Below are 23,427 nucleotides of genomic sequence, written 5' to 3'. Positions count from 1 at the left end.
GGTCCTCAACCCACAGCCTGCGCCACCGCCGCGCCGAGCTCGCCGGGGAACACCCCGCTCATGCCCTCGATGGCGGTGTTGGTCAGGGCCACGACCGTCGTCTCCCGGTCCGGGACGATCTGCCAGGAGTGGCCGTAGACCCCGCCCCAGCTGACCGTGCCCTGGCGCAGGGGAGAACCGGCGGCAGCGGGATCCTTCAGCACCGCCCCGGCGTAGCCGAAGCCCCAGCCGGGCCCGTGGGTGGTGACCGTCAACTCGCCGATCTGGTTGCTGAGCATGGATGCGGCCGAGGCCTGCGACAGGACCGGCCCGCCGCCGGTGCGGACCGCTTCGAGCAGCTTCAGCACGTCGCCCGCCGTGCCGACCATGCCGGCGCCGCCGGACGGGAACGAGGCCGGCCGCGTGGCGCGGGCCGGCGAGTAGCGGATGCCGGACAGCTCGAAGAACGGCGAGACGTCCGGTTCCTGCATCGGGCGCGGCGGCCGGCCGTCGATATAGGGGGCGGCGAGTTGGTCCGCGCTATCGACATAGAAGCCGCTGGCGCTCATGCCGAGCGGGCGCAGGATCAGCTCGTCGACCAGCTGCGGCAAAGGTTTGCCGGCCGCCTGCTCCATGGCCGCGCCCAGGACATCGAGGCCGACCGAATAGTTCCAGGCCGCGCCCGGCGGGAAGAACAGCTCGATCTTTCCGAGCCGCGCCAGGTTGTCGGCCATTGCACGGTCGGGCAGGTCGAGGCCGTCGGAGACCCCCGCCGCCAGATAGGGGCCGCCGTCAGGCTGCAGGAATCCGTAGCTGAGCCCGCTGGTGTGGCTCAGCAGCTGACCGACGGTGATCTCAGCTGGCGCGCCGCCTGGGCCCGCGGGCCGGAAGTCCGGCAGCCATCGGCTGACCGGCGCGTCAAGCGCCAGGTCGCCGCGCTCGACCATCGCCAGGGCCGCGGCGGCGACGATCGGCTTGGTCACCGAAGCGAGGCGGAAGACCGTCTCCAGCGCCATCGGCAGGCCGCGTTCGCGATCGGCGTCGCCGGCGGCGCGGGCGTAGACGAGGTCGCCGCCGCGGGCGACGAGCACCACCGTCCCGACGATCCGCTGGTCGGACAGAGCCCGGTCGATGACGTCGTCGAGGCTGGCGTCGAGGGTGAGGGTCATGGCGCGCTCCATCCGGTTTCCAGATCAGATGGACGGCGCAGCTTCCAGCGCAAGCCTGCCGTGGCGTCAGCTCCCGGTCGACGCGCAAAGAAAAGGCCGGGGCGGCGAACCGTCCCGGCCAACTTGTCTGAAAGGCCCGACGCTACTCGGCGGCCTGGGCCTGGACGCCGAGGCGACGGCCGAGGGCGGCGTGCTGGTCCCAGAGGGCCTTGGGCAGGCGATCGCCGAACTTCTCATAGAATTCGGGGATCAGGGCGGCTTCCTCGGTCCAGATCTCGACGTCGACCGACAGCAGGGTGTCGAGCGCGGCCGGATCGATCGAGATGCCGGACAGGTCGAGCGAGTCCTTGCTCGGCACGCGGCCGATCGGAGTGTCCACGGCCTGGGCCTCGCCCTCGAGACGGCCGACGATCCACTTCAGGACGCGAGCATTCTCGCCGTAGCCCGGCCACAGGAACTTGCCGTCCGCGCCCTTACGGAACCAGTTGACGAAGTAAATGCGGGGCAGCTTGGCGGCGTCGGCGCCGGCGCCGACCTTCAGCCAGTGGCCGAAATAGTCGCCCATGTTGTAGCCGCAGAACGGCAGCATCGCGAACGGATCGCGGCGCAGCTCGCCGACCTTGTTCTCGGCTGCGGCGGTGCCTTCCGAGGCGACGTTGGCCGCCAGGAACACCCCGTGCTCCCAGTCGAAGGCCTCGGTCACCAGCGGCACAGCGCTGGCGCGGCGACCGCCGAACAGGATGGCCGAGATCGGCACGCCGGCCGGATCGTCCCACTCGCCGGCGATCACCGGGCACTGATCGGCTGGCACCGCGAAGCGGGCGTTCGGGTGGGCGGCGGGCTCGCCGAGTTCGGGGGACCAGGCGCGGCCCTTCCAGTCGGTCAGGCCTGCCGGCGGCGCATCGGTCAGGCCTTCCCACCAGACGTCGCCGTCGGCGGTCAGGGCCACGTTGGTGAAGACGGTGTTGGCGTGCAGGGCGTCGACCGCGTTCTTGTTGGTCGCGATGCCGGTGCCCGGCGCGACGCCAAAGAAGCCCGCCTCCGGATTGATCGCATAGAGGCGGCCGTCGTCACCGAAGCGCATCCAGCAGATGTCGTCGCCGACGGTCTCGGCCTTCCAGCCCGGGATGGTCGGCTGCAGCATCGCCATGTTGGTCTTGCCGCAGGCGCTGGGGAAGGCGGCGGCGACGTAGCGGACCTGCCCTTGCGGCGAGGTCAGCTTGAGGATCAGCATGTGCTCGGCCAGCCAGCCCTCGTCCCGAGCCATCACCGAGGCGATGCGCAGGGCGTAGCACTTCTTGCCGAGCAGGGCGTTGCCGCCGTAGCCCGAGCCGTAGGACCAGATCTCGCGGCTCTCCGGGAAGTGGACGATGTACTTCTCTTCGTTGCAGGGCCACGGCACGTCGGCCTGGCCAGCCGCCAGCGGCGCGCCGACGGTGTGCAGGGCCGGGACGAAGAAGCCGTCGTCGCCGAGCATGTCGAGGGCGCCCTTGCCCATCCGGGTCATCACCCGCATCGAGATGGCGACATAGGCGCTGTCGGTGATCTCGACGCCCAGGGCGGAGATCTTCGAGCCGAGCGGGCCCATGCAGAAGGGCACGACGTACATGGTGCGGCCACGCATGGCGCCCTTGAACAGACCCTGCAGCTTGGTCCGCATTTCCTGCGGGTCGAGCCAATTGTTGGTCGGGCCGGCGTCGGCCGGATCCTGCGAGCAGATGAAGGTGCGGCTCTCGACCCGGGCCACGTCGCGCGGGTCGGAGGCGGCGTAGAAGCTGTTAGGCCGCTTCTGCGGATTGAGCGGCTTGAGCGTCCCCGACTTCACCAGCTCGGCGGTCAGGGCGTTCCACTCCGCGTCGGAGCCGTCGCACCAGTGGACCCGGTCGGGCTGGGTGAGTTCGGCGACTTCACGTACCCAGGCCAGGAGTCCGGCATGTTTGGTCGGGGCCTCATTGAGACCCGGAATGGCCAAGCCCATCAGGCTGCGCCCCTTATGTTACCCACGCGTCATCGCCGGCCACGGAGACCCTCTGGCGGGGTCGCTCAGGCGGCCGACGGCCCGGTGATATGTACGATTTTTGACGCGCACAAGCTTGCTGCAATGCGGAATCGCCCCGAAGGGGGTGAAACGCCGCCTGCCTGGGGTAAGTTTTTGTTCACAATCAGGTGGACGGCGCCCCGCCCAGGCGGAGCGACGAAGGGAAGCGGCGATGCTGCTGCCGTTCTTCGTCTTCAACTACTGGTTCTATGTGGTGACGCCGGTCCTGACGCTCTTCGGCCTCCTCGACGCGGTCGGCAATGTGATCATGCTCGGGCTCTGCGTGATCGGCTGGCGAAGGGCGCCGCGCAACTAAGGGCGAGCTTCGCCGTTCTTGCGCCCTATTGAGGCCCACGGCGCCATATAGAAGGCTCGCCGAAACTGGAGTTCGCCGTCGCATGACCCGACTGACCCGCCGCGCCCTGGCGCTGGGCCTGGCCGCCCTGCCCCTCCCCGCCCTGGCCCAGCGCGCGCCCGCCGCGCCGCTGTCGGAGGCGGACAAGGCGCTGCTCGATCGCGCCGCGGCCTATCTGGAGGGCCTGACCGAGGCCAAGGGCCGGTTCGTGCAGACCGACGCGCGCGGGGCGATGACCCAGGGCTCGCTCTATCTGAAGCGCCCGGGCAAGGCGCGCTTCGAGTACGACAAGCCCTCGGGCCTGCTGGTGGTCTCCGACGGCGGCAACGTCTCGATCGCGGACTCGCGGCTGAAGACCTTCGACGCCTACCCGCTGATGGCCACGCCGCTGTCGATCTTCCTGGCCCGCCAGATCCGGCTCGACCGCGGGATCAACGTCACCCGCGTCGCACGGCTGACGGACGGCTTTTCGATCACCGCCCGCGACGCCAAGAAGCAGGCCGAGGGGCAGATCACCCTCACCTTCTCGGACAGCCCGCTGGCGCTGGTCGGCTGGACGGTCACCGACGCGCAAGGCTCGTCCACGCGCATCCGCCTGACCAGCCTGACCAAGACCAGCGGCCTGGCCTCGTCGCTGTTCGTGCTCAAGGACCCGCGCCCGAAGAACGTCGGCCGCGGCAAAATGTGACACATTCACAACAGGCAAGATGCCGCGTGATTTTTGATTGACTTTTTCTCGCCGCAAGTGGCATTAATGACACTATTGGGATCGCGCGATCGCGACCCCTTTCCGTGCCGGACCCTATCCCCTCCCGGCGGCGGCATGAGAGACACACTTTACGCCCGGGCTTCTCCAGTGCCCGGGCGTTTCTTTTTGCCCGAAGCCCCTTAGAAACCCGTCCATGCGCCTTCGCCTCTCCACCTGGAACGTCAACTCCGTGCGCCTGCGGGCCGAGCAAGTGGCCCGCTTCGTCGACGAGCAGGCCCCCGACGTGCTCTGCATGCAGGAGATCAAGTGCCAGGAGGGCGAGTTCCCGCGCGCCGCCTTCGAGGCCGCCGGCCTGCCGCACATCAAGATCGCCGGCCAGAAAGGCTGGCATGGGGTGGCCATCGCCTCTCGGCTGCCGATCGAGGACGCCGCGCCGCTGGACGTCTGCCGCGAGAAGCACGCCCGCTGCGTCGGCGGCAAGGTCGCCGGGGTCGAGATCCAGAACTTCTACATCCCGGCCGGCGGCGACATCCCCGACCGCGAGCTGAATCCGAAGTTCGACCACAAGCTCGACTTCTTTGAGAAGCTCACCGCCGAGATGGCGCGCCGGGACCCGAAGGCGCCGCTGGCCATCGTCGGCGACCTGAACGTCGCGCCGGGCGAATTCGACGTCTGGAGCCATAAGCAGATGTCGAAAATCGTCAGCCACACGCCGATCGAACTGGAAGCGTTCGCCAAGCTGAAGGCCAGCCTCGACTTCATCGACCTGCCGCGCGCGGCGATCCCCGAGCCGGAAAAGCTGTTCTCGTGGTGGAGCTATCGGGCGGCCGACTTCCGCAAGTCCAACCGCGGGCTGCGGCTCGACCACATCCTGGTGACGCCGGGCCTGAGGGACGCGGCCTTCCACACCGGCAAGGCCGCCTCGCGGGTGCACGACGACGTGCGCGAGTGGGAACGTCCCAGCGACCACGCACCGGTCAGCGCCGACTTCGCGGTCTAGAACTTCGCCGGAACCTTGGGGATCACGCAGGTCGGCACGCCGTCGCGCGTGGCCACCGTCGCCGGCCGGCCGACGCCCGGCGCGAAATAGAAGGCGCCCTTGCCGGTGGTCACCACCAGCTGGGCCGGGCCGCTGAACTGGCAGACCGGGACAAAGTCGTTCCCCGCCCCGCCGGCCTTGACGATGCTGCAGTCGGCATGGCCATAGCGGCGGTCATAGCGGATGTCGTTGGTGATGAAGCCGTGCTGGGCCTTGGCGCCGCGGGCGGCGTACTCGTCCTTGGTCAGCACCGCGCAGGGCTCGCCCTCAAGCGCGCCGGCCGGCAGGCTGGCGGTAGAGTCGGCGATGACCGTGGCCCGGCGCAGGTGGGAGCCGACCGCTACGACGATCACCCCCACCACCACTGCGCCGATCAGCATCAGCGGAAAGGCGCGCGCGACCGTCCACTTTTTCTTCGCCACGCGTCGCCGCCCCCGCCTTACGGCGCAAGACGGTAGCCGCCGGCCTCGGTCAGCAGCAAGCGGGCGTTGCCGGGATCGGGCTCGATCTTCTGGCGCAGGCGATAGACGTGAGTTTCCAGCGTGTGGGTGGTGACCCCGGCGTTGTAGCCCCAGACCTCGGCCAGCAGTTCCTCGCGCGAGACCGGCTTTTCGCCGGCGCGGTAGAGGTACTTCAGGATGTTGGTCTCTTTTTCGGTGAGCCGGATCTTCTTCTGGTTGGCGTCGACCAGCATCTTGGCCGAAGGGCGGAACTCATAGGCGCCGAGGTGGAACACCGCGCCCTCCGACTGTTCGGCGCTGCGCAGCTGGGCGCGGATGCGCGCCAGCAGCACCTGGAACTTGAAGGGCTTGGTCACATAGTCGTTGGCGCCGGCCTCCAGCCCGGAGATCTGGTCGTCGTCGGCGGCGGCCGCCGTAAGCATGATGATCGGGGCGACGACGCCCTTGGCGCGCATCTGGCGGCAGGCCTCGCGGCCGTTCATGTCGGGCAGGTCGACATCGAGCAGGATGAGATCGGGGCGGTTCTCGACCGCCGCCTTCACCCCATCGCCGGCGGTCGCCGCCTCGATGGCCGAGAAGTCCTCGGAGAGTTGGAGTTGTTCGGCGATCGCGCCGCGGAGTTCTTCGTTGTCGTCGACGACGAGCAAGGTCTTGCGTTGAGCCATGGACCCGAACATGCACCGTATCGCCCTAAAGAGCCAACCGCGGGAGTTCCCTTAAGTCATGATCTTCACGGCGATGTCAGATGGAAGCTTCCGCCTGGACGGGCGCATCACCCGTTGCGCGCTGGGAAAGGGCGGGGTGATCGCGGCCGCCGACAAGCGCGAGGGCGACGGCAAGTCGCCGCTCGGGACCTGGGGCATCCGCCGGGTGTTGTTCCGGCCCGACAAGGGCGGCCCCCCGCAGACGCGGCTGCCGACCAAGGCGCTGGAGCGCGACGACGGCTGGTGCGATGCGCCGGGCGATCCGGCCTACAACCGGGCGGTGAAGCTGCCGCATCCGGCCAGCGCCGAGCAGATGTGGCGCGAGGACGACGTCTACGACCTGGTCTGCATCCTGGCCCACAACGACGACCCGCCGGTCCGAGGGCTGGGCTCGGCGATCTTCCTGCACCTGGCCCGCCCCGGCTACGCGCCGACCGAAGGCTGCGTGGCGCTGTCGCGCGAGGACATGCTGGAACTGCTGTCGCTGGCCAAGCTGGGCGACGCCGTCGCCATCGAACAGGTCTAGCCGCGGGCGCCGAACAGGGCCGAGCCGACCCGCACGCTGGTGGCCCCGAAGGCGATCGCGGCCTCGAAGTCGTCGCTCATGCCCATGGAGAGCTTCGCAACGCCGTTGCGGGCGGCGATCTTGGCCAGCAGGGCGAAGTGCGGGCCAGGCGGCTCGGCGGCCGGCGGAATGCACATCAACCCCTCGATCTGCAGGCCGTAGGTCGTGCGGCAAGCGGCGATGAAGGCGTCCGCCTCGGCCGGGACGACCCCGGCCTTCTGCGGCTCCTCGCCGGTATTGACCTGGACGTAGAGTCGCGGCGTGCGGCCCTGCTTCTGAATCTCCTCGGCCAGGGCGCGGGCCAGCTTGTCGCGGTCGAGGCTCTCGATCACCTCGAAGAACGCCACCGCCTCCTTGGTCTTGTTCGACTGCAGCGGCCCGATCAGCCGCAGCTCCAACGCCTCCGGGCGCCCCGACCAGCGCTCCATCGCCTCCTGAACCCGGTTCTCGCCGAACACCGACTGGCCGGCCGCCAGGATCGGCGCCACCTTCTCCCAGGGTTGTTGCTTGGAGACCGCCACCAGGGTCACGTCGCCCGCAGGCCGACCGGACGCCTTCGCCGCGCGCGCGATCCGGTCTAGGACGTCGGTGAGGGCGGGAGGAACGGTCATCGCGGCGAACTTCTGGACAGTGACGAGAACGGCCCAAGCCATAGGTCGCCGCGCGGCCGGGCGAAACCCCCCGTTGCCGCCGCTGCTGTTCTTCACCGATCCGGCCCGCACGCCTGACATCGAGGCCGCCGCCCGGCGGCTGCCGCGGGGATCGGCGATCGTCTTCCGGGCGTTCGGCGCCCCGGACGCGGAGGCGCGGGCCAGGCGGCTGGCGCAGATCGCGGCCGCGCGCGGCCTTGTCCTGCTCATCGGCGCCGACGCTGGGCTGGCCGCCCGCGTCGGCGCGCACGGCGTCCACCTTCCTGAGCGCATGGCGACGCGGGCCCGGCGCCTGAAGCGCAAAGGCTGGATCGTCACTTCGGCGGCGCACAGCCTGCCGGCGGCGCGGCGCGGGCTGGCGGCCGGCGCAGATGCGGTGGTGGTCTCGGCGGTCTTTGCGTCGAACAGCCCGTCGGCCGGTCCGCCGATCGGGCCGCTGCGGCTGGCGCGGCTGGTCCGGGCGGCAGGCGGGCCGGTATATGCGCTGGGCGGCGTCAACGACAAAACAGCCCGCCGGCTGCTGCCTGCGGGCCTGGTCGGTCTGTCGGCCGTGGAAGCCCTTAGAACTTGAAGGCGGTCTCGAGCCGGACGCGCGGCGCGGATTCCTGCGGCTCGGTCTTCTTGTAGGCCGGCGCTTCCTTCTCGCCCAGGGCGACTGCGCCGCCGACCCGCAGGCTCGGCGTCACACGGAAGTAGGCGCCAGCCTCGACGTCGTTCCACTGGGTGTCGCGCTCGCCCCGTTGTTCGAGATTGAGCGTGACCCCAAAGCGCCCCTTGCGGGTATCCCACTTCAGCGACTTGTTGCCTTGCGGGGTCGTCGTGGTTTCGCTGCGCACGGTGAAGTCGGCAGGTTTTCCCTTCGCGGCCGACTGGGCATGCGCCGCCGAAGCGCCGCTCGCGAGGAGCGCCGCGCCGATCAACGAAATGACCAACCGCTTGGACATACCCACCTATATGGCCCCTTAGCCCCAACCACGCCACTTTGAGACGTGACCGTTGTCGCGATTAAAGTCCGCAGCGACGTCAGGTCAACCGACTCCAGCAGCCCTTTGCACGCTCCGCAGGCAGATCGTCGGCGCCTGTGGCGGTTGAGACACGCGATTCCTGTTTGGCGGTTCCACGGGCATTGTTATAGAGGGCGCGGCTGCGAGGGGGCGGCGCCGCGGCGCGAACCGACGCGGAAGAACGACTAGGAGCCGATATATGCCGTTTGTGCGCGGTGAGTTGATGCGTGGCGTGACGACCGGAGCCTTGGTGCTGAGCCTCACGGCGCTGGCAGCGTGCTCGAGCGGCGGTCCCCGGACCTTCCAGACCCAGGAGCCAGGCGGCTTCAACGTGTTTGGACTGGGCGGCGACAAGAAGTCTGCTCCGGCCAATGCGAACCAGCCCGCGATCGGGGTGAACGGTTACTTGTGGCGGGCGACGTTGGACACCCTGTCCTTCATGCCGCTGGCCTCGGCCGACCCGTACGGCGGCGTGGTGATCACCGACTGGTACGTGAACCCGGAAAAGCCGGACGAGCGCTTCAAGTGCACCGTCTACATCCTGGATTCGCGCCTGCGCGCCGACGGCCTGAACGTGGCGGTCTTCAAGCAGGTCAAGGATGCTGCCGGGAACTGGACCGACGCGCCGTCGGCCGGCCAGACCGAAACCGACCTGGAAAACGCGATCCTTACCAAGGCGCGGCAGCTTCGGCTGTCGAACATCGGCTAAGGCCCTTTCGGGGCGCATTCAGCAAGGGTGGAAACCGGTTCGGATGCGCTCCCTCCCCAGGGCCAGCGCCATCCGCCGCTGGCTAACATCCTACTACTGAATTCGAGAGCCCTCCCCATGGCCCGCTACAACCCGAAAGAGACCGAGCCCAAGTGGCGTAAGGCCTGGGCCGACGCCGACGTGTTCCGGGCCGGTCCCCCGACGCCGGGCGTGCCGAAGTACTACGCCCTGGAGATGTTCCCCTATCCGTCGGGGCGTCTGCACATGGGCCATGTGCGCAACTATTCGCTGGGCGACGTGGTGGCCCGCTACAAGCGCGCCCGCGGCTTCAACGTGCTGCACCCTATGGGTTGGGACGCCTTCGGCCTGCCGGCCGAGAACGCGGCCATGGAGCGCGGCGTCGATCCGCGCGGCTGGACCTACGACAACATCGCCAAGATGCGGGCCGAGCTGAAGGAGCTGGGCCTGTCGATCGACTGGTCGCGCGAGTTCGCGACCTGCGACGCGGCCTATTACGGCAAGCAACAGGACTGGTTCCTGGACCTGTGGAAGCGCGGCCTGGTCTACCGCAAGGAAAGCATCGTCAACTGGGATCCGGTCGACCAGACCGTGCTGGCCAACGAGCAAGTCGTCGACGGCCGCGGCTGGCGGTCCGGCGCCGTGGTCGAGAAGCGCAAGCTGAACCAGTGGTTCCTGCGCATCACCGACTACGCCGAGGAGCTGATCGAAGGCCTGAAGACCCTGGATCGCTGGCCGGACAAGGTCCGGCTGATGCAAGAGAACTGGATCGGCCGCTCCAAGGGGCTGAAGTTCAACTTCGGCTGGACCGGCGAGGCCCCGAAGGGCTTCGAGAACGGGCTGGAGGTCTACACCACCCGTCCCGACACCCTGTACGGTGCGAGCTTCGTCGGCATCGCCCCCGACCATCCGCTGGCCGAGCAACTGGCCGCCGACCCGAAGGTCGCCGCCTTCATCGCCGAATGCCGCAAGGGCGGGGCCTCGGAGGCCGAGATCGAGACCGCCGAGAAGATCGGCTTCGACACCGGCCTGACCGTCGCCCACCCGTTCGACCCGAACTGGCGGCTGCCGGTCTGGATCGCCAACTTCATCCTGATGGACTACGGCACCGGCGCGATCTTCGCCTGCCCGGCCCATGATCAGCGCGACCTGGATTTCGCCCGCAAGTACGGCCTGCCGGTCAAGGCCGTGGTGCTGCCGCCAGGCGAAGATGCGGCCACCTTCGAAGTCGGCGACGAGGCCTATACCGGCCCCGGCACGATCTTCCACTCGGACTTCCTGGACGGCCTGGAGATCGAACCGGCCAAGGCCGCGGCGATCGCCCGCATCCAAGCCCAGAACCAGGGCAAGGGCGCGACGGTGTTCCGCCTGCGCGACTGGGGCGTCGCCCGCCAGCGCGGCTGGGGCTGCCCTATCCCGGTCGTCCACTGCGCCAAGTGCGGCGTGGTCCCGCTGCCCAAGGACCAGCTGCCGGTCGTCCTGCCTGACGACATGGACTTCTCCAAGCCCGGCAACGCCCTGGCGCGGCACCCGACCTGGAAGAACGCCAGCTGCCCGCAATGCGGCGGCGAGGCGGCCCGCGAGACCGACACCCTCGACACCTTCGTCGACAGCTCCTGGTACTTCGCGCGGTTCGCCGACACCGAGGCCGGCGAACCGATCGACAAGGCCGCGGCCGATTACTGGCTGCCGGTCGACCAGTATGTCGGCGGCATCGAGCACGCCGTGCTGCACCTGCTGTACGCCCGCTTCGTCACCCGCGCCCTGGCCGACGAGGGCATGCTGTCGGTGCGCGAGCCGTTCGCGGGCCTGTTCACCCAGGGCATGGTCACCCACGAGACCTATCGCCGGCAGAGCGGCGAATGGGTCGAGCCGAGGGAAATCGAACTGCTGGCGGAAGGCGGGACCCGCCGCGCCGTAATGGTCGAAACCGGCGAGCCGCTGGTGATCGGCGACGTCGAGAAGATGTCGAAGTCCAAGCGCAACACCGTCGCGCCCGAGGAGATCTTCGAGGTCTACGGCGTCGACGCCGCGCGCCTGTTCGTGCTGTCCGACAGTCCGCCCGAGCGCGACACCCAGTGGTCGGCCGCTGGCGTCGACGGCGCCTGGCGTTTCGTCAACCGCGTCTGGAACGAGTTCGACAGTCAGCCGGCCGGTCCGGCGCCGGCCCCCTCCCCGGACCCGAAGGCCGACGAGCTGCGCGCCTTCACCCATCGCACCATCAAGGCGGTGACCGAGGCGGTGGAGACCTTCCGGTTCAATTCTGGCATCGCCCGGATGTACGAATTCTTGAACAAACTCAAGGAATTCCCGGCCGAGAAGGCCTCCGAACCGGTGCTGGCCGCCCGCCACGAGGCGCTGTCGGCGTTCGCGCGGCTGATCTCGCCGTTCACCCCGCACCTGGCCGAGGAAGCCTGGGCGCGGATCGGCGGCGACGGCATGGTGGTGTCCGCCCCCTGGCCCGAGTTCGACGCCGCCCTGACCCAGGATGCGGTCAAGGTCCTGCCCGTCCAGGTGAACGGCAAGCGCCGCGGCGAGATTTCGGTCGCCGCCGGTCTCGAACCGGCCGATGTTGAGAAGATCGTGCTTGACGATCCGGAGATCGCGCGGCGCCTTGAGGGCCTGGCGATCAAGAAGGTGATCGTCGTGAAGGACCGCATCATCAACATCGTGGCCGGGTGACCTGCATGAACCGCGTCGTTGCTTCCGCCCTCATCGCCGCCGGGGCCCTGACCCTGGCCGGCTGCGGGTTTACGCCGCTCTACGGCGATCCGGCGGTGACGGCGCAGCTGCACTCGGTGCAGGTGACCACCCCGCCCGGCCGCACCGGGCAGCTGATCCGCGAACATCTCGACGACGCCCTGGCCAACGCCAAGGGCCAGCCGCCGAAGTACCGCATGGACCTGGCCCTGTCGGAGACCCGCTACCCGCGCGGCCTGCGGGTCGACAATGTCGCCACGCGCTACGAGTACGTGCTGACCGCGAGCTATACGGTGGTCTCCGTCACCTCCGGCGCGCCGGTCAAGAAGGGCTCGACCCGCGCCCAGGTGACCTATGACAGCGCCGACCAGCCCTACGCCTCGATCACCGCCCAGCAGGACGCCCAGGACCGCGCCGCGGCCGAGTGCGCGCGCCTGATCCAGCTGGAGCTGGCCGCCTGGCTGGCGGCGCAGGAAAAATCGTAAGGATTTCAAGGCCGTGATCCTTTCCAAGCGGCCCGACATCGAGCGCTTTCTGGCCCGGCCGGAACCGCCGATCCGGGCGGCCGTGATCTATGGTCGCGACACCGGCGTCGTCCGCGACCGCGGCCTGCAGCTGGCGCGCAAGCTCGTTCCCAACCTCGACGACCCGTTCGACGTCGCGCTGCTGACCGACGGCGACCTCGATTCCGACGGCGCCCTGCTAGAAGGCGAACTGGCCGCGCAGTCGCTGATGGGCGGTCGGCGGCTGGTCCGACTGCGCTTCGCCACCGAAAAGACCGCCCTCGACAAGCAGGTCGCCGAGACGCTGCTCGCCCACGCCGAGGGCAAGCTGAACCCGGACGCCTTCTTCATCATCGAGGCCGGCAACCTCGGCCGCGACTCCGCCCTGCGCAAGGCCGCCGAGAAGGCCGCCGAAGCGGTCGCCATCCCCTGCTACGAGGACGAGCCGGGCGACGTCGCGCGGCTGGTGCGCGAGGTGCTGGCCCAGGACGGCGTCGGCCTCGACGCCCAGGCCCTACAGCTGTTCGTCGGACGCCTGCCCAAGGAGCGCGGCGTCGCGCGCCAGGAGATCGAACGCCTGGCCCTCTACCTGGAGCCCGGCAGCGGCCGGACAGCTGCGCCGCGCGACCTGGACGACTTCCTCGGGGTGGAGCCGGAGGCCTCGCTCTCCGACGCCGCCGCCGACGCCTTCGGCGGCAAGCTGGCCGAAGCCCAGGCCGGCCTGCGCCGCGCCGCCGCCGAGGGCGAGGCCGGGGCCGCCGCGATCCGGGCGATCAGCATGTATCTCGGCCGGATGCGCCGCACCCTGACCCTGGCCAAGAACGGCGCTGGCCTACAGGAGGCCGCCAAGGCCTCCGGCGTGTTCTGGAAGCAGGAGCGCGAGTTCCTGCGTCAGGCCCGCAGCTGGTCGCTGGCCGAGCTCGACCGGCTTCAGCCCGACGTGCTCGCCGCCGACAAGGCCTGCAAGACCGCCGGCTCGCCCGACGGCCTGATCGCCGAGCGGCTGGCTCTGACCATCGCCGGCCGCGCGCGCCGCCTCGGGCTCTAGCGAGGCGCCAACAGGCCAGTTTCGAAATCGCCGCTGTGGCGCGCGAAGCGACGCCTCGCCGTATCCCAGGACGCCCGCTTCGCGAGAATGCGAATTCCGAGTTCGGGCCCTTTTAAATCAATGACTTAGAGATCAGGCCCGGGCGGTCAGTTTACGGCACAGCTCGTCGAGCTGTTCGAGGGTCGCGTACCTGATCCGCAGCTCGCCGACCCCGCCCTTGTCGAGCACTTCGACGTCAAGGCCGAGCGCGTCGGAGAGGTCGACCTCGAGCGCCTGCGTGTCGGTGTCCTTGGCCGCCTTCTTGGCGCCCGACTTCGGACGGCTGGCAGCCGGCGCGCCGCCACGCGCCAGCGCCTCGGCCTCGCGCACCGACAGGCCGCCGGCGATGATGCGCTCGGCCAGCGCCACGGGATCGTCGGCGGTCAGGATGGCACGGGCGTGACCGGCCGAGAGCTTGCCTTCCAACACGTAGTTCCGCACCGCCTCGGGCAGGTTCATCAGTCGCAGGGTGTTGGCCACGTGGCTGCGGCTCTTGCCGATGCTCTCGGCGACCTCTTCCTGGGTGCGGCCGAACTTCTCGATCAGGGTCTGGTAAGCCGCGCCCTCTTCGATCGGGTTGAGGTTTGCCCGCTGGACGTTTTCGATGACGCCGATCTCGAGCACCTGGACGTCGTCCAGCTCGCGGACCAGCACCGGCATGACCCGCAGGCCAGCCTTCTGGCTGGCGCGCCAGCGGCGTTCGCCGGCGACGATCTCCCACTCGCCGGGCAGGCCCGGCGCCGGGCGGACCAGGATCGGCTGCAGCACGCCCTTCTCGCGGATCGAGCCGGCCAGTTCCTCGACCTCGGCCTCGGTGAAAACCCAGCGCGGCTGATGCTCGTTGCGATGGATCAGCTCGATAGGGATCTCGCGGACGCCGGAGATCTCGGCCGCCGGGGCCCCCGCCACCACCTTGGCCTCGTCAACATCGCCCAGCAGGGCCGACAGGCCGCGGCCCAGTCCACGCTTCTCGACCATCATGTCCCCTTACGCGGCCTTCTTGCGGCGATCGCGTTCCCGCAGCACGACCTCGCGCGCCAGCTTCAGATAGGCCTGCGAGCCCGTGCACTTCAGATCGTAGACCAGCACCGGCTTGCCGTAGCTCGGCGCCTCGGAAACCCGCACGTTGCGCGGGATGACCGTGTTGTAGACCGTCTCGCCGAAGTGGCCGCGGACGTCGCGCGCCACCTGTTCCGACAGGCTGTTGCGGCGGTCGTACATGGTCAGCACCACGCCCTGGATCTCTAGGTTCGGGTTCAGGCTGCCGCGCACCAGGTCGACCGTGCGCAGCAGCTGGGTCAGGCCTTCCAGGGCAAAGAACTCGCACTGCAGCGGCACCAGCACCGCGTCTGAGGCCGCCATGGCGTTGACGGTCAGCAGGTTCAGCGACGGCGGGCAGTCGATCAGGACGTAGGTGTACTCGCCCGACGCCCGGATCGGCTCCAGCGCGTCGCGCAGCTTGAACGAGCGGCGGGCCTGCTGGCCCAGTTCCAGCTCGACGCCGGACAGGTCGGGGTCGGCGGCGACCAGGTCGAGACCCGGCAGGGCGGTGTGGACCACCGCCGAGACGATCGGCTGCTCGCCCATCAATACGTCGTAGAGCGTGACCTTGCGTTGGGCGCGACCGACACCGAGGCCGGTCGAGGCGTTGCCCTGCGGGTCGGAGTCGATCAACAGCACCTTCTCGCCGACGGCCGCCAGCGCGGTGCCGAGGTTGATGGCCGTGGTGGTCTTGCCCACCCCGCCCTTCTGGTTGGCGACCACCAGGACGCGCAGACCTCGCTTAGCTTTTCCGGCCACGGCCGAGCCTCCTCACACGCACGATCCGGCCTCTGGCGTCGCTCAAGCTGGGCGACACGTCCGCCTCGAAATCCCAGGTCCTCGCCGCGTCTTCGAGTTCGGACGCAACCTCCTGCCCCTTCAGGAACAGCGCCTGCGCGCCTCGCTTGAAGTAGGGCTGGGCATACCCCAGCAGCCGCGACAGGGGCGCGCAAGCCCGGGCCGTGACGATATCCACAGTCAGCGACAAGTCTTCCGCACGTGAATTGTGAACCGTCGCCGGCAGCTGCAAGCCGCTGACCACCTCGTTCAGGAACCGGCAGCGTTTCGTCAGGCTGTCGACCAGGTGCACGTGAAAGCCGGGACGGTCTTTTCCCATGATCGCCAACACGATGCCGGGAAGTCCTGCGCCGGTTCCAAGATCGGCCCAGGTCAGGGCGTCGGGGGCCAGCGGCAGGATCTGCGCCGAATCCCAGGCGTGTCGCGACCAGAAGACGTCGAGCGTCGCGGGCCCGACGAGGTTCATCTTCTCGTTCCACTCGGTCAGGTATGACCGGTAGCGCTCGAGATCGGCGATGGCCTGCGGGCCGGCGCCCGTGGCGGCCGCGAAGGCGGCGGCGTCATTCACGTCTTGGCTCATTCGGTCAGGCGGCGCGACGACGGACGTGAGCCAGCAGGGCCGTGAGCGCGCCGGGCGTGACGCCCTCGATCCGCGCGGCCTGGCCAAGGGTCAGCGGGCGGACGGCGATCAGCTTCTCGCGCACCTCGTTGGAGAGCCCGCCGACGCCGGCATAGTCGAGATCGGCCGGCAGGCGCAGGTTCTCGTCGCGGCGGAACGCGGCGGCGTCGGCGGCTTGGCGATCGAGGTAGCCGGCATAGGCCGCGTCGATCTCCAGCTGCTCGCGCACCACCGGCGACCATTCGGCGGCCTCCGGGAACACGCGGGCCAGGTCGTCGAAGCCGATGGTCGGGTAGGCGAGCAGCTGCACGAAGTCGCGCATCACCCCGTCGGCCTTGACCGGCAGGCCGGCCTTCTGGGCCATGTTCGGAGACAGGATCAACTCCCCTGCCCGCTGGCGCGCGTGGGCCAGCTCGGCCGCCTTGGCGAGGTACGACGTTTCACGTGAAACACCGACGACGCCCAAGGCCATACCGCGCGCGGTCAGCCGCTGGTCGGCGTTGTCGGCACGCAGGGTCAGGCGGAACTCGGCCCGGCTGGTGAACATCCGATAGGGCTCGGTGACGCCGCGCGTGGTCAGGTCGTCGATCAGCACGCCGATATAGGCCTCGTCCCGGCCGAAGGCGGCGGCGTCCTGACCCGAGGCGGCGCGGGCGGCGTTGAGGCCGGCGACTAGCCCCTGGGCCCCCGCCTCCTCATAGCCCGTGGTCCCGTTGATCTGGCCGGCCAGATAGAGGCCCGGCAGCTTCTTCACTTCCAGGGTCGGATAAAGCTCGCGCGGATCGACGTAGTCGTACTCGATCGCGTAGCCGTAGCGCTTCACCCGGACGTTCTCGAGGCCGGGGATGGTGCGCAGAAACAGGTCCTGGGTCTCGGTAGAGACCGAGGTCGAGATGCCGTTCGGATAGACGGTGTCGTCGTCCAGGCCCTCGGGCTCCAGGAAGATCTGGTGGCTGTCCTTGTCGCCGAAGCGGACCACCTTGTCCTCGATCGACGGGCAGTAGCGCGGCCCCCGGCCGTTGATGCGGCCGCCATAGACCGCCGACTCGGTCAGCCGGTCGGCGATGATCTGGTGGGTCTGGGCGTTGGTGTAGGTCACGCCGCAGGAGATCTGCGGCACGGTGATCTTGTCGGTCAGGAACGAGAACGGCACGGGCTCGTCATCGGCGGCCTGCATTTCCAGGCCGTCCCAGGCGATGGTCGAGCCGTCGAGCCGCGCCGGCGTGCCGGTCTTCAGCCGGCCCATGGTCAGGCCCGAAGCGTAGAGCCGGTCCGAGAGGCCGATGGCCGGGGCGTCGCCGACCCGGCCAGCCGGGATGCGGGTTTCGCCCTGATGGATCAGGCCCTTGAGGAAGGTGCCGGTGGTCAGCACCACGCGGCCCGCCCGGTACTCGGTCCCGGCGGCCCCGACCACGCCCTGGACGACGCCGTCCACGACGATCAGGTCCTCCACCGCCTCGGCCGTCACGGTGAGGTTCGGGGTGGCGGCGAGCTCGGCCTGCATCGCCTGGCGATAGAGCTTGCGGTCGATCTGGCTGCGCGGGCCGCGCACGGCCGCGCCCTTGGAGCGGTTCAGCATCCGGAACTGGATGCCGGCCTGGTCGGCGAGGCGGCCCATCAGCCCATCGAGGGCGTCGATCTCGCGGACCAGATGGCCCTTGCCGAGCCCGCCGATGGCGGGGTTGCAGCTCATCTCGCCGATGGTCTCGAGCTTATGGGTCAGCAGCAGGGTCTTGGCGCCGACGCGCGCGGAGGCCGCGGCGGCCTCGCAGCCGGCGTGCCCTCCCCCGATGATGATGACGTCCCAGGCGCTCAAGCTCGTCTCCACGGAAGACGCCCCCGGGACGGCCGGGGGCGCTATGGGCAGCTATATAGCGAACAAGGGCCGGTTTTTCACGTGGGATTCCGTCGACGCGCGGTGGGGTGTTTCACGTGAAACAGCACCTCTTCCCTCCCCTTCATGGGAGGGACAGGCAGAGCAGCCGCCAGGGTGGGGCGTTGCTGACTCCGCAGGCCCCCTCCGTCTCGTCGCTGCGCGCCGATCCGCCTCCCCCTGCGGGGGAGGAACCGATCGCTGTTTCACGTGAAACAGCGGCTACTTGCCGATGCAGAAGCTGGAGAACACCCGGTCCAGCACGTCTTCTGGGTCGATCCGGCCTGTGATCCGGTCCAGCGCCCGCCCAGCCAGGCGGACGTCCTCAGCCGCCAGCTCCAGGTCGTCGTCCAGCCCCAGGGCCCGGTTCAACCGCTCAAGCGCCTCGGACAACAGCTCCCGGTGACGCAGGCGCGTGGCGGTGGGCAGCTCGGCCCCCGCCAAGGCGTCGACCACGCGATGCTCCAGCGCCTTTTCCAGCGCCGATATGTCGTCAGGTTTCCAGGCCGAGAGTCTAAGAACTTCCACATTCAGCGCTCGGGCCTCGACCAGGGCGTGACCGGTCTCGGCCCCCTGCCCGAGGTCGGCCTTGTTGATCAGGCAGAGGTCATGCGGGTGCAGGGCCGGGACGGTGGCGGCCGCGTCGCTGGCGCCGTCGACCACCCAGATCCGCAGATCGGCGTCGTCGGCCCAGGCCCGCGCGCGGCGCACCCCCTCGGCCTCGATCTCGTCGTGGGTCTCGCGGAGGCCCGCCGTGTCGGCGAGCAGCGCCTTGTAGCCGGCCAGCCGCATCGGGACTTCGATCACGTCGCGGGTCGTGCCCGGGGTGGCGGTGACAATCGCCGCCTCACGACCAGCCAGGGCGTTGAGGATGGTGCTCTTGCCGGCGTTCGGAGCGCCGACCAGGGCGACCCGGAACCCCTCACGGACCCGCTCGCCGCGTTTCACGTCGGCGACCGCGTGCTCCAGCTCGGCGATCAGGCCGCGCAGCACCGGCCGGGCGCGGGCGGCGACATCGGCCGGCACCTCTTCGTCGGGGAAATCGACGGCGGCCTCGAACATGGCCAGCGCTTCGATCAGCCCGTCGCGCCAGCGGGTCTGGGCCTGGCCGAGCGCCCCGCCCAGCTGGTCCAGCGCCTGGCGGCGTTGCGCCTCGGTCTCGGCTTCGATCAAGTCGGCGACGCCCTCGGCCTGGGCCAGGTCGAGCTTGCCGTTCTCGAAGGCGCGGCGGGTGAACTCACCCGGCTCGGCCAGCCGCAGCCCCTGGGCGGCGATCGCCTCCAAGAGGCCGGCGACCACGGCCGGGCCGCCGTGCACGTGAAACTCGGCGGCGTCCTCGCCAGTGTAGCTGGAGGGCCCCTCGAACCACAGCACCAGGGCCTGATCGATGGACCGGCCCTCGGCGTCCTTGAGGATCCGCAGCGCCGCCTCGCGCGGCCTGGGCAGTTTGCCGGCCAGGGCCTTCAGCGCCCTGCCCGTCCGCGGGCCGGACAAACGCACGACCGCGACCGCCGATCGCCCGGCGGCGGTCGCGGGCGCGAAGATGGTGTCGGTCATTTGGGTCGGGCGGCGCCCATGCCGGCGTCGACCGCGGCGTTCATCAGGTTGCGGAACTGCTCCTGCGCCCCGACCCCGAACGCCGTCCAGTTCTTGATCAGCTCGTCCGGCGACAGCATCGCCATGTTGGACGTCATGCGCTTCTGCATCTCTTCGACGAGTTTGTCGTTGAGACCCGTGACGTCCGGCAGGCCGAGGAAGGCGCGGGCTTCCTGCGGCGAGCAGTCGATTTCAATCGTCATCTTCATTCGGATAACCCTACAGCCGACGTGATGCTTGACCACATTGTTATGAGCGCAGCCGGGGGCCGCGCGCTAGTAGCCCCCAGGGCCTAAAGTTTTCTGAGACGGGAGTTACCGATGGGTGAGACCACCACCATCAAGACCGACGACGGCCAGTTCGCCGCTTACGTGGCGCGACCGAGCAATCCGAAGGCGCCGGCCATAGTGGTCATCCAGGAGATCTTCGGGGTCAATGCGGTCATGCGCGGCGTCTGCGACGAGCTGGCCGCAGCCGGCTTCCTGGCGGTCTGCCCCGACCTGTTCTGGCGGATCGAACCGGGCATCGACATCACCGACCAGTCCGAGGCCGAATGGAAGAAAGCCTTTGAACTCTACAACGCCTTTGACGTCGAGGCCGGGGTCAAGGACATCGCCGCGACCATCGATCATGTCCGCGCCCAGCCCGAGGTCAACGGCAAGGTCGGCGCGGTCGGCTTTTGCCTGGGCGGCCTGCTGGCCTATCTGACGGCGACCCGCACGGACGCCGACGCCTCGGTCGCCTACTACGGCGTCGGTATCGAGAAGCACCTCGTCGAGAGCGAGAAGCAGGCTCATCCGCTGCTGATGCACATCGCCGAGGAAGACCAGTTCGTGCCGAAGGAAGCCCAGGCCCTCATCCTCGCCCAGCTTAAGAACCATCCGCAGGTCGAGATCTTCACCTATCCCGGCCGCGACCACGCCTTCGCCCGCGAGGGCGGCGAGCACTATGACGCCGCCGACGCCAAGCTGGCGGGCGGCCGCACGCTGGCGTTCTTCAATCAACACCTGGCCTGAGAGGCAGCGATGAAAGCGATCCGTATCGAGCGCACCGGCGGGCCGGAGGTGCTGGAGCTGGTGCAGGTGGAGGTCCCTTCCCCCAAGTCCGGGGAGATCCTGGTGCGGCATGAGGCGGTGGGGGTGAACTTCATCGACACCTACCACCGCACCGGCCTCTATCCGGTGAAGCTGCCCTCGGGCCTCGGCCTGGAAGCGGCCGGGGTGGTGGAGGCGGTCGGCGACGGCGTCGAACGCTTCAAGGCCGGCGACCGGGTGGCCTACGCCTCCGGTCCCATCGGCGCCTATTCGGAGCTGCACGTCACCAGCGCCGCTCGCGCGGTGAAGGTCCCCGAAGGCGTCGACGTCAAGGTGGCGGCCGCCGCGCTGCTGAAGGGCATGACCGCCGAGTTCCTGGTTCGGCGCACGTTCCCGGTGAAGCCCGGCGACACCATCCTGGTGCACGCGGCGGCCGGCGGCGTCGGCTCGATCCTGGTCCAGTGGGCCAAGCACCTGGGCGCCCGGGTGATCGGCACCGCCGGATCCGAAGCCAAGGCCGAGCTGGCCCGCGGCCACGGCGCCGACCACGTCATCCTCTATCGCGACCAGGACGTCGCCGCCGAGGTGCGGCGGCTGACCGACGGCCGGGGCGTGCCGGTGGCCTATGACTCGGTCGGGGCCGCGACCTTCGAGGGCACCCTGGGAAGCCTGGCGCGGCGCGGGATGTTCGTCTCGTTCGGCAACGCCTCGGGGCCCGTGCCGCCGTTCGCGCCGCTGCGGCTGTCGCAGGCCGGCTCGCTGTTCTTCACCCGCCCGACGATGTTCGACTACACGTCGACGACACAGGAGTTGGACGAGAGCGCCGGCGCATTGTTCGAGGTGATCAAGTCCGGCGCGGTCAAGATCGACATCGGCCAGACCTTCGCGCTGGGCGACGCCCGCCGGGCGCACGAGGCCCTGGAGGGCCGCGAGACGGTCGGCGCGAGCTTGCTGATCCCGTAGGCCGATGGGTCGTCCCCTCTTGGGGAGCATCTTTTCCAAGTGTCATCCCGGTTTGCAGAACAAGACCGGGATCCATCCGCGCCATGTCGGCCGTGTTCGCGCGGACCTTGCGCAATCAGGTGTTCATGGGTCCCGGTCTTCGGCTGCGCCGAAACCGGGATGACATCTAGATGGACATTTGTTCCACGTGAAACACGTTTTGAATCAGCGCCTTAGATCAAAACAAAGGGGCCCGCGCCGCCGCGAGCCCCTTTTTCATGTCCGCTAAGGCTAGAGGCCCTAGGTGTTCATCGACTGGAAGAAGTCTTCGTTGTTCTTCGACTGGCGGAGCTTGTCGAGCAGGAACTCGATCGCGTCCTGGGCGCCCATCGGAGTGATGATCCGGCGCAGGATGAAGGACTTCTGCAGGTGCTCCTTCGGGGTGATGAGGTCTTCCTTCCGGGTGCCCGACTTGATGACGTCGACGGCGGGGTAGATCCGCTTGTCGGCGACCTTGCGGTCCAGGATGATTTCCGAGTTACCGGTGCCCTTGAACTCTTCGAAGATGACTTCGTCCATCCGGCTGCCGGTGTCGATCAGGGCGGTGGCGATGATCGTCAGCGAACCGCCTTCCTCGATGTTCCGCGCCGCGCCGAAGAAGCGCTTGGGGCGCTGCAGGGCGTTGGCGTCGACACCGCCGGTCAGCACCTTGCCCGAGGACGGGACGACGGTGTTGTAGGCGCGGCCGAGGCGGGTGACCGAGTCCAGCAGGATGACCACGTCGCGCTTGTGCTCGACCAGGCGCTTGGCCTTTTCGATGACCATTTCGGCGACCTGCACGTGGCGGGTGGCGGGTTCATCGAAGGTCGAGGAGACCACCTCGCCGCGGACGGTGCGGCGCATGTCGGTGACTTCTTCCGGGCGCTCGTCGATCAGCAGGACGATCAGGTAGCACTCGGGGTGATTGGTCTCGATCGACTTGGCGATGTTCTGCAGCATCACCGTCTTGCCGACCCGCGGCGGGGCGGTGATCAGGCAGCGCTGGCCCTTGCCGAGCGGGGCGACGATGTCGATGACCCGGCCGGTGCGGTCCTTCAGGGTCGGGTCCTCGATCTCCATCTTCAGACGCTGGTCCGGATAGAGCGGCGTCAGGTTGTCGAACAGGACCTTGTGGCGGACGTTTTCCGGCGCTTCGAAGTTGATCTGGTCGACGCTGACCAGGGCGAAATAACGCTCGCCCTCACGCGGGGCGCGGATGCCGCCGTCGACGGTGTCGCCGGTGCGCAGGCCGAACTTCCGGATCTGCGAGGGGCTGACATAGATGTCGTCGGGGCCGGAGAGGTAGTTGGCTTCCGGGCTGCGCAGATAGCCGAAGCCGTCCTGCATGACCTCCAGCGTGCCGGAGCCGGAAATCTGCACGCCTTCCTCGGCCAGGGCCTTGAGGATCGCGAACATCATGTCCTGCTTGCGCATGGAGTTCGCGTTCTCGATCTCCAGCGTCTCAGCGAAGGACAGCAGATCGGCGGGCGACTTGTCCTTCAGCTCCTGCAGCGACATGCGGGTGAGGCCCATGGCGGCGATCGCGGCTGCGACCTCCGAGGGGCCTTCGTCTTCTTCGTCTTCAGACTCGGTCTCGGCGCCGGCTGCGACCTGGGCGTCCTCGATGACCGGGGCTTCCACGTTTTCGACCGGGGTTTCCTCGGTCGGGGCGGGGGTGTCTTGGCTCATGATATTACTCTGATGGTCCCAGGCGGGGGCCGAACGGACTTCGGGCGCCGGGGGAATCGAACATGGCGCGGGGTGCGCGCCGATGAATTTTTCTAGGACCGGGCCG

Annotated in this window: 24 protein-coding genes; 11 read left to right on the top strand and 13 right to left on the bottom strand. The window is 68.9% G+C overall.

Annotated elements, in window-relative coordinates; all coding sequences use genetic code 11:
* Nucleotides 1-5 precede the first annotated feature (5 nt).
* Both O4N75_RS00585 and O4N75_RS00580 read right to left on the bottom strand, forming a co-directional pair.
* The gene (locus O4N75_RS00585; RefSeq protein WP_269627478.1) at nt 6-1,148 is read right to left on the bottom strand and encodes a serine hydrolase domain-containing protein; all 1,143 of its coding nucleotides are present in this window, start codon (nt 1,146-1,148) and stop codon (nt 6-8) included.
* Nucleotides 1,149-1,290: 142 nt separating this feature from the next.
* Nucleotides 1,291-3,126, bottom strand: a complete 1,836-nt coding sequence (locus tag O4N75_RS00580; RefSeq protein ID WP_269627477.1) for a phosphoenolpyruvate carboxykinase (GTP) — start codon at nt 3,124-3,126, stop codon at nt 1,291-1,293.
* A 232-nt stretch (nt 3,127-3,358) separates the two neighbouring features.
* Between O4N75_RS00580 and O4N75_RS00575 the strand changes: the two genes are divergently transcribed.
* From O4N75_RS00575 to O4N75_RS00565, 3 genes are all read left to right on the top strand, one after another.
* On the top strand, nt 3,359-3,502 hold the full coding sequence (locus O4N75_RS00575) for a hypothetical protein (protein WP_269627476.1): 144 nt from the start codon (nt 3,359-3,361) through the stop codon (nt 3,500-3,502).
* Nucleotides 3,503-3,584: 82 nt separating this feature from the next.
* A complete protein-coding gene (locus O4N75_RS00570; RefSeq protein WP_269627475.1) occupies nt 3,585-4,229 on the top strand; it encodes an outer-membrane lipoprotein carrier protein LolA in 645 nt (214 codons plus the stop codon).
* Between the two features lie 214 nt (nt 4,230-4,443).
* Nucleotides 4,444-5,250 (top strand): exodeoxyribonuclease III, encoded by an 807-nt coding sequence (locus O4N75_RS00565; RefSeq protein ID WP_269627474.1) that lies wholly within the window; start codon nt 4,444-4,446, stop codon nt 5,248-5,250.
* On the opposite strand, the gene O4N75_RS00560 is transcribed toward O4N75_RS00565, so the two are convergent.
* Together O4N75_RS00560 and O4N75_RS00555 are read right to left on the bottom strand one after the other, a co-directional pair.
* Entirely contained in the window at nt 5,247-5,711 is a 465-nt protein-coding gene (locus O4N75_RS00560; RefSeq protein ID WP_269627473.1) for a hypothetical protein, read from the bottom strand. The genes O4N75_RS00565 and O4N75_RS00560 overlap by 4 nt on opposite strands.
* 17 nt (nt 5,712-5,728) lie before the next feature.
* On the bottom strand, nt 5,729-6,415 hold the full coding sequence (locus O4N75_RS00555; RefSeq protein ID WP_267230998.1) for a response regulator transcription factor: 687 nt from the start codon (nt 6,413-6,415) through the stop codon (nt 5,729-5,731).
* Nucleotides 6,416-6,473: 58 nt separating this feature from the next.
* Between O4N75_RS00555 and O4N75_RS00550 the strand changes: the two genes are divergently transcribed.
* Nucleotides 6,474-6,980: a L,D-transpeptidase family protein gene (locus O4N75_RS00550; protein ID WP_269627472.1), complete on the top strand. Its 507-nt coding sequence runs from the start codon at nt 6,474-6,476 to the stop codon at nt 6,978-6,980.
* On the opposite strand, the gene O4N75_RS00545 is transcribed toward O4N75_RS00550, so the two are convergent.
* On the bottom strand, nt 6,977-7,630 hold the full coding sequence (locus O4N75_RS00545) for a YggS family pyridoxal phosphate-dependent enzyme (RefSeq protein ID WP_269627471.1): 654 nt from the start codon (nt 7,628-7,630) through the stop codon (nt 6,977-6,979). The genes O4N75_RS00550 and O4N75_RS00545 overlap by 4 nt on opposite strands.
* A 73-nt stretch (nt 7,631-7,703) precedes the next feature.
* On the opposite strand from O4N75_RS00545, the gene O4N75_RS00540 reads away from it, so the two are divergent.
* Complete coding sequence (locus O4N75_RS00540) at nt 7,704-8,240, top strand: thiamine phosphate synthase (protein ID WP_269627470.1); 537 nt, start codon at nt 7,704-7,706, stop codon at nt 8,238-8,240.
* On the opposite strand, the gene O4N75_RS00535 is transcribed toward O4N75_RS00540, so the two are convergent.
* Nucleotides 8,230-8,613 carry an NtrZ family periplasmic regulatory protein gene (locus tag O4N75_RS00535; protein WP_269627469.1) on the bottom strand — a complete coding sequence of 128 codons (384 nt, stop codon included), beginning with the start codon at nt 8,611-8,613 and terminating at the stop codon, nt 8,230-8,232. The two genes, O4N75_RS00540 and O4N75_RS00535, sit on opposite strands and share 11 nt — an antisense overlap.
* 259 nt (nt 8,614-8,872) lie before the next feature.
* Between O4N75_RS00535 and O4N75_RS00530 the strand changes: the two genes are divergently transcribed.
* The 4 genes from O4N75_RS00530 to holA all read left to right on the top strand — a co-directional run bounded on the left by O4N75_RS00530 (nt 8,873) and on the right by holA (nt 13,651).
* On the top strand, nt 8,873-9,382 hold the full coding sequence (locus O4N75_RS00530) for a DUF3576 domain-containing protein (RefSeq protein WP_269627468.1): 510 nt from the start codon (nt 8,873-8,875) through the stop codon (nt 9,380-9,382).
* Nucleotides 9,383-9,499: 117 nt separating this feature from the next.
* On the top strand, nt 9,500-12,082 hold the full coding sequence (gene leuS / locus O4N75_RS00525; RefSeq protein WP_269627467.1) for a leucine--tRNA ligase: 2,583 nt from the start codon (nt 9,500-9,502) through the stop codon (nt 12,080-12,082).
* A gap of 5 nt (nt 12,083-12,087) precedes the next feature.
* Nucleotides 12,088-12,585 carry an LPS assembly lipoprotein LptE gene (gene lptE, locus O4N75_RS00520; protein WP_269627466.1) on the top strand — a complete coding sequence of 166 codons (498 nt, stop codon included), beginning with the start codon at nt 12,088-12,090 and terminating at the stop codon, nt 12,583-12,585.
* A 13-nt stretch (nt 12,586-12,598) separates the two neighbouring features.
* Nucleotides 12,599-13,651, top strand: a complete 1,053-nt coding sequence (holA, locus tag O4N75_RS00515) for a DNA polymerase III subunit delta (RefSeq protein WP_269627465.1) — start codon at nt 12,599-12,601, stop codon at nt 13,649-13,651.
* A gap of 132 nt (nt 13,652-13,783) precedes the next feature.
* Here the strand turns inward: holA and O4N75_RS00510 are convergent, their stop codons facing one another.
* From O4N75_RS00510 to O4N75_RS00485, 6 genes are all read right to left on the bottom strand, one after another.
* Nucleotides 13,784-14,671 carry a ParB/RepB/Spo0J family partition protein gene (locus tag O4N75_RS00510; RefSeq protein WP_269627464.1) on the bottom strand — a complete coding sequence of 296 codons (888 nt, stop codon included), beginning with the start codon at nt 14,669-14,671 and terminating at the stop codon, nt 13,784-13,786.
* Nucleotides 14,672-14,677: 6 nt separating this feature from the next.
* On the bottom strand, nt 14,678-15,466 hold the full coding sequence (locus O4N75_RS00505) for an AAA family ATPase (RefSeq protein WP_267231009.1): 789 nt from the start codon (nt 15,464-15,466) through the stop codon (nt 14,678-14,680).
* Between the two features lie 7 nt (nt 15,467-15,473).
* Entirely contained in the window at nt 15,474-16,097 is a 624-nt protein-coding gene (gene rsmG, locus O4N75_RS00500; RefSeq protein WP_269627463.1) for a 16S rRNA (guanine(527)-N(7))-methyltransferase RsmG, read from the bottom strand.
* Nucleotides 16,098-16,113: 16 nt separating this feature from the next.
* Nucleotides 16,114-17,964 (bottom strand): tRNA uridine-5-carboxymethylaminomethyl(34) synthesis enzyme MnmG, encoded by a 1,851-nt coding sequence (mnmG, locus tag O4N75_RS00495; RefSeq protein WP_269627462.1) that lies wholly within the window; start codon nt 17,962-17,964, stop codon nt 16,114-16,116.
* A gap of 279 nt (nt 17,965-18,243) precedes the next feature.
* A complete protein-coding gene (mnmE, locus tag O4N75_RS00490) occupies nt 18,244-19,578 on the bottom strand; it encodes a tRNA uridine-5-carboxymethylaminomethyl(34) synthesis GTPase MnmE (protein ID WP_269627461.1) in 1,335 nt (444 codons plus the stop codon).
* Nucleotides 19,575-19,826, bottom strand: a complete 252-nt coding sequence (locus tag O4N75_RS00485) for a DUF6489 family protein (protein ID WP_269627460.1) — start codon at nt 19,824-19,826, stop codon at nt 19,575-19,577. Before O4N75_RS00485 ends, mnmE begins: the two co-directional genes overlap by 4 nt.
* A gap of 111 nt (nt 19,827-19,937) precedes the next feature.
* On the opposite strand from O4N75_RS00485, the gene O4N75_RS00480 reads away from it, so the two are divergent.
* Nucleotides 19,938-20,633 carry a dienelactone hydrolase family protein gene (locus tag O4N75_RS00480; protein WP_269627459.1) on the top strand — a complete coding sequence of 232 codons (696 nt, stop codon included), beginning with the start codon at nt 19,938-19,940 and terminating at the stop codon, nt 20,631-20,633.
* A gap of 9 nt (nt 20,634-20,642) precedes the next feature.
* Nucleotides 20,643-21,614 (top strand): quinone oxidoreductase, encoded by a 972-nt coding sequence (locus O4N75_RS00475; RefSeq protein WP_269627458.1) that lies wholly within the window; start codon nt 20,643-20,645, stop codon nt 21,612-21,614.
* 279 nt (nt 21,615-21,893) lie between these two features.
* Here the strand turns inward: O4N75_RS00475 and rho are convergent, their stop codons facing one another.
* On the bottom strand, nt 21,894-23,321 hold the full coding sequence (rho, locus tag O4N75_RS00470; RefSeq protein ID WP_269627457.1) for a transcription termination factor Rho: 1,428 nt from the start codon (nt 23,319-23,321) through the stop codon (nt 21,894-21,896).
* Nucleotides 23,322-23,427: the final 106 nt, after the last annotated feature.

The sequence above is a fragment of the Phenylobacterium sp. NIBR 498073 genome, from assembly GCF_027286305.1.
Classification (GTDB): Bacteria; Pseudomonadota; Alphaproteobacteria; order Caulobacterales; family Caulobacteraceae; genus Phenylobacterium.
This window is presented reverse-complemented; position numbering and strand designations above follow the sequence as displayed.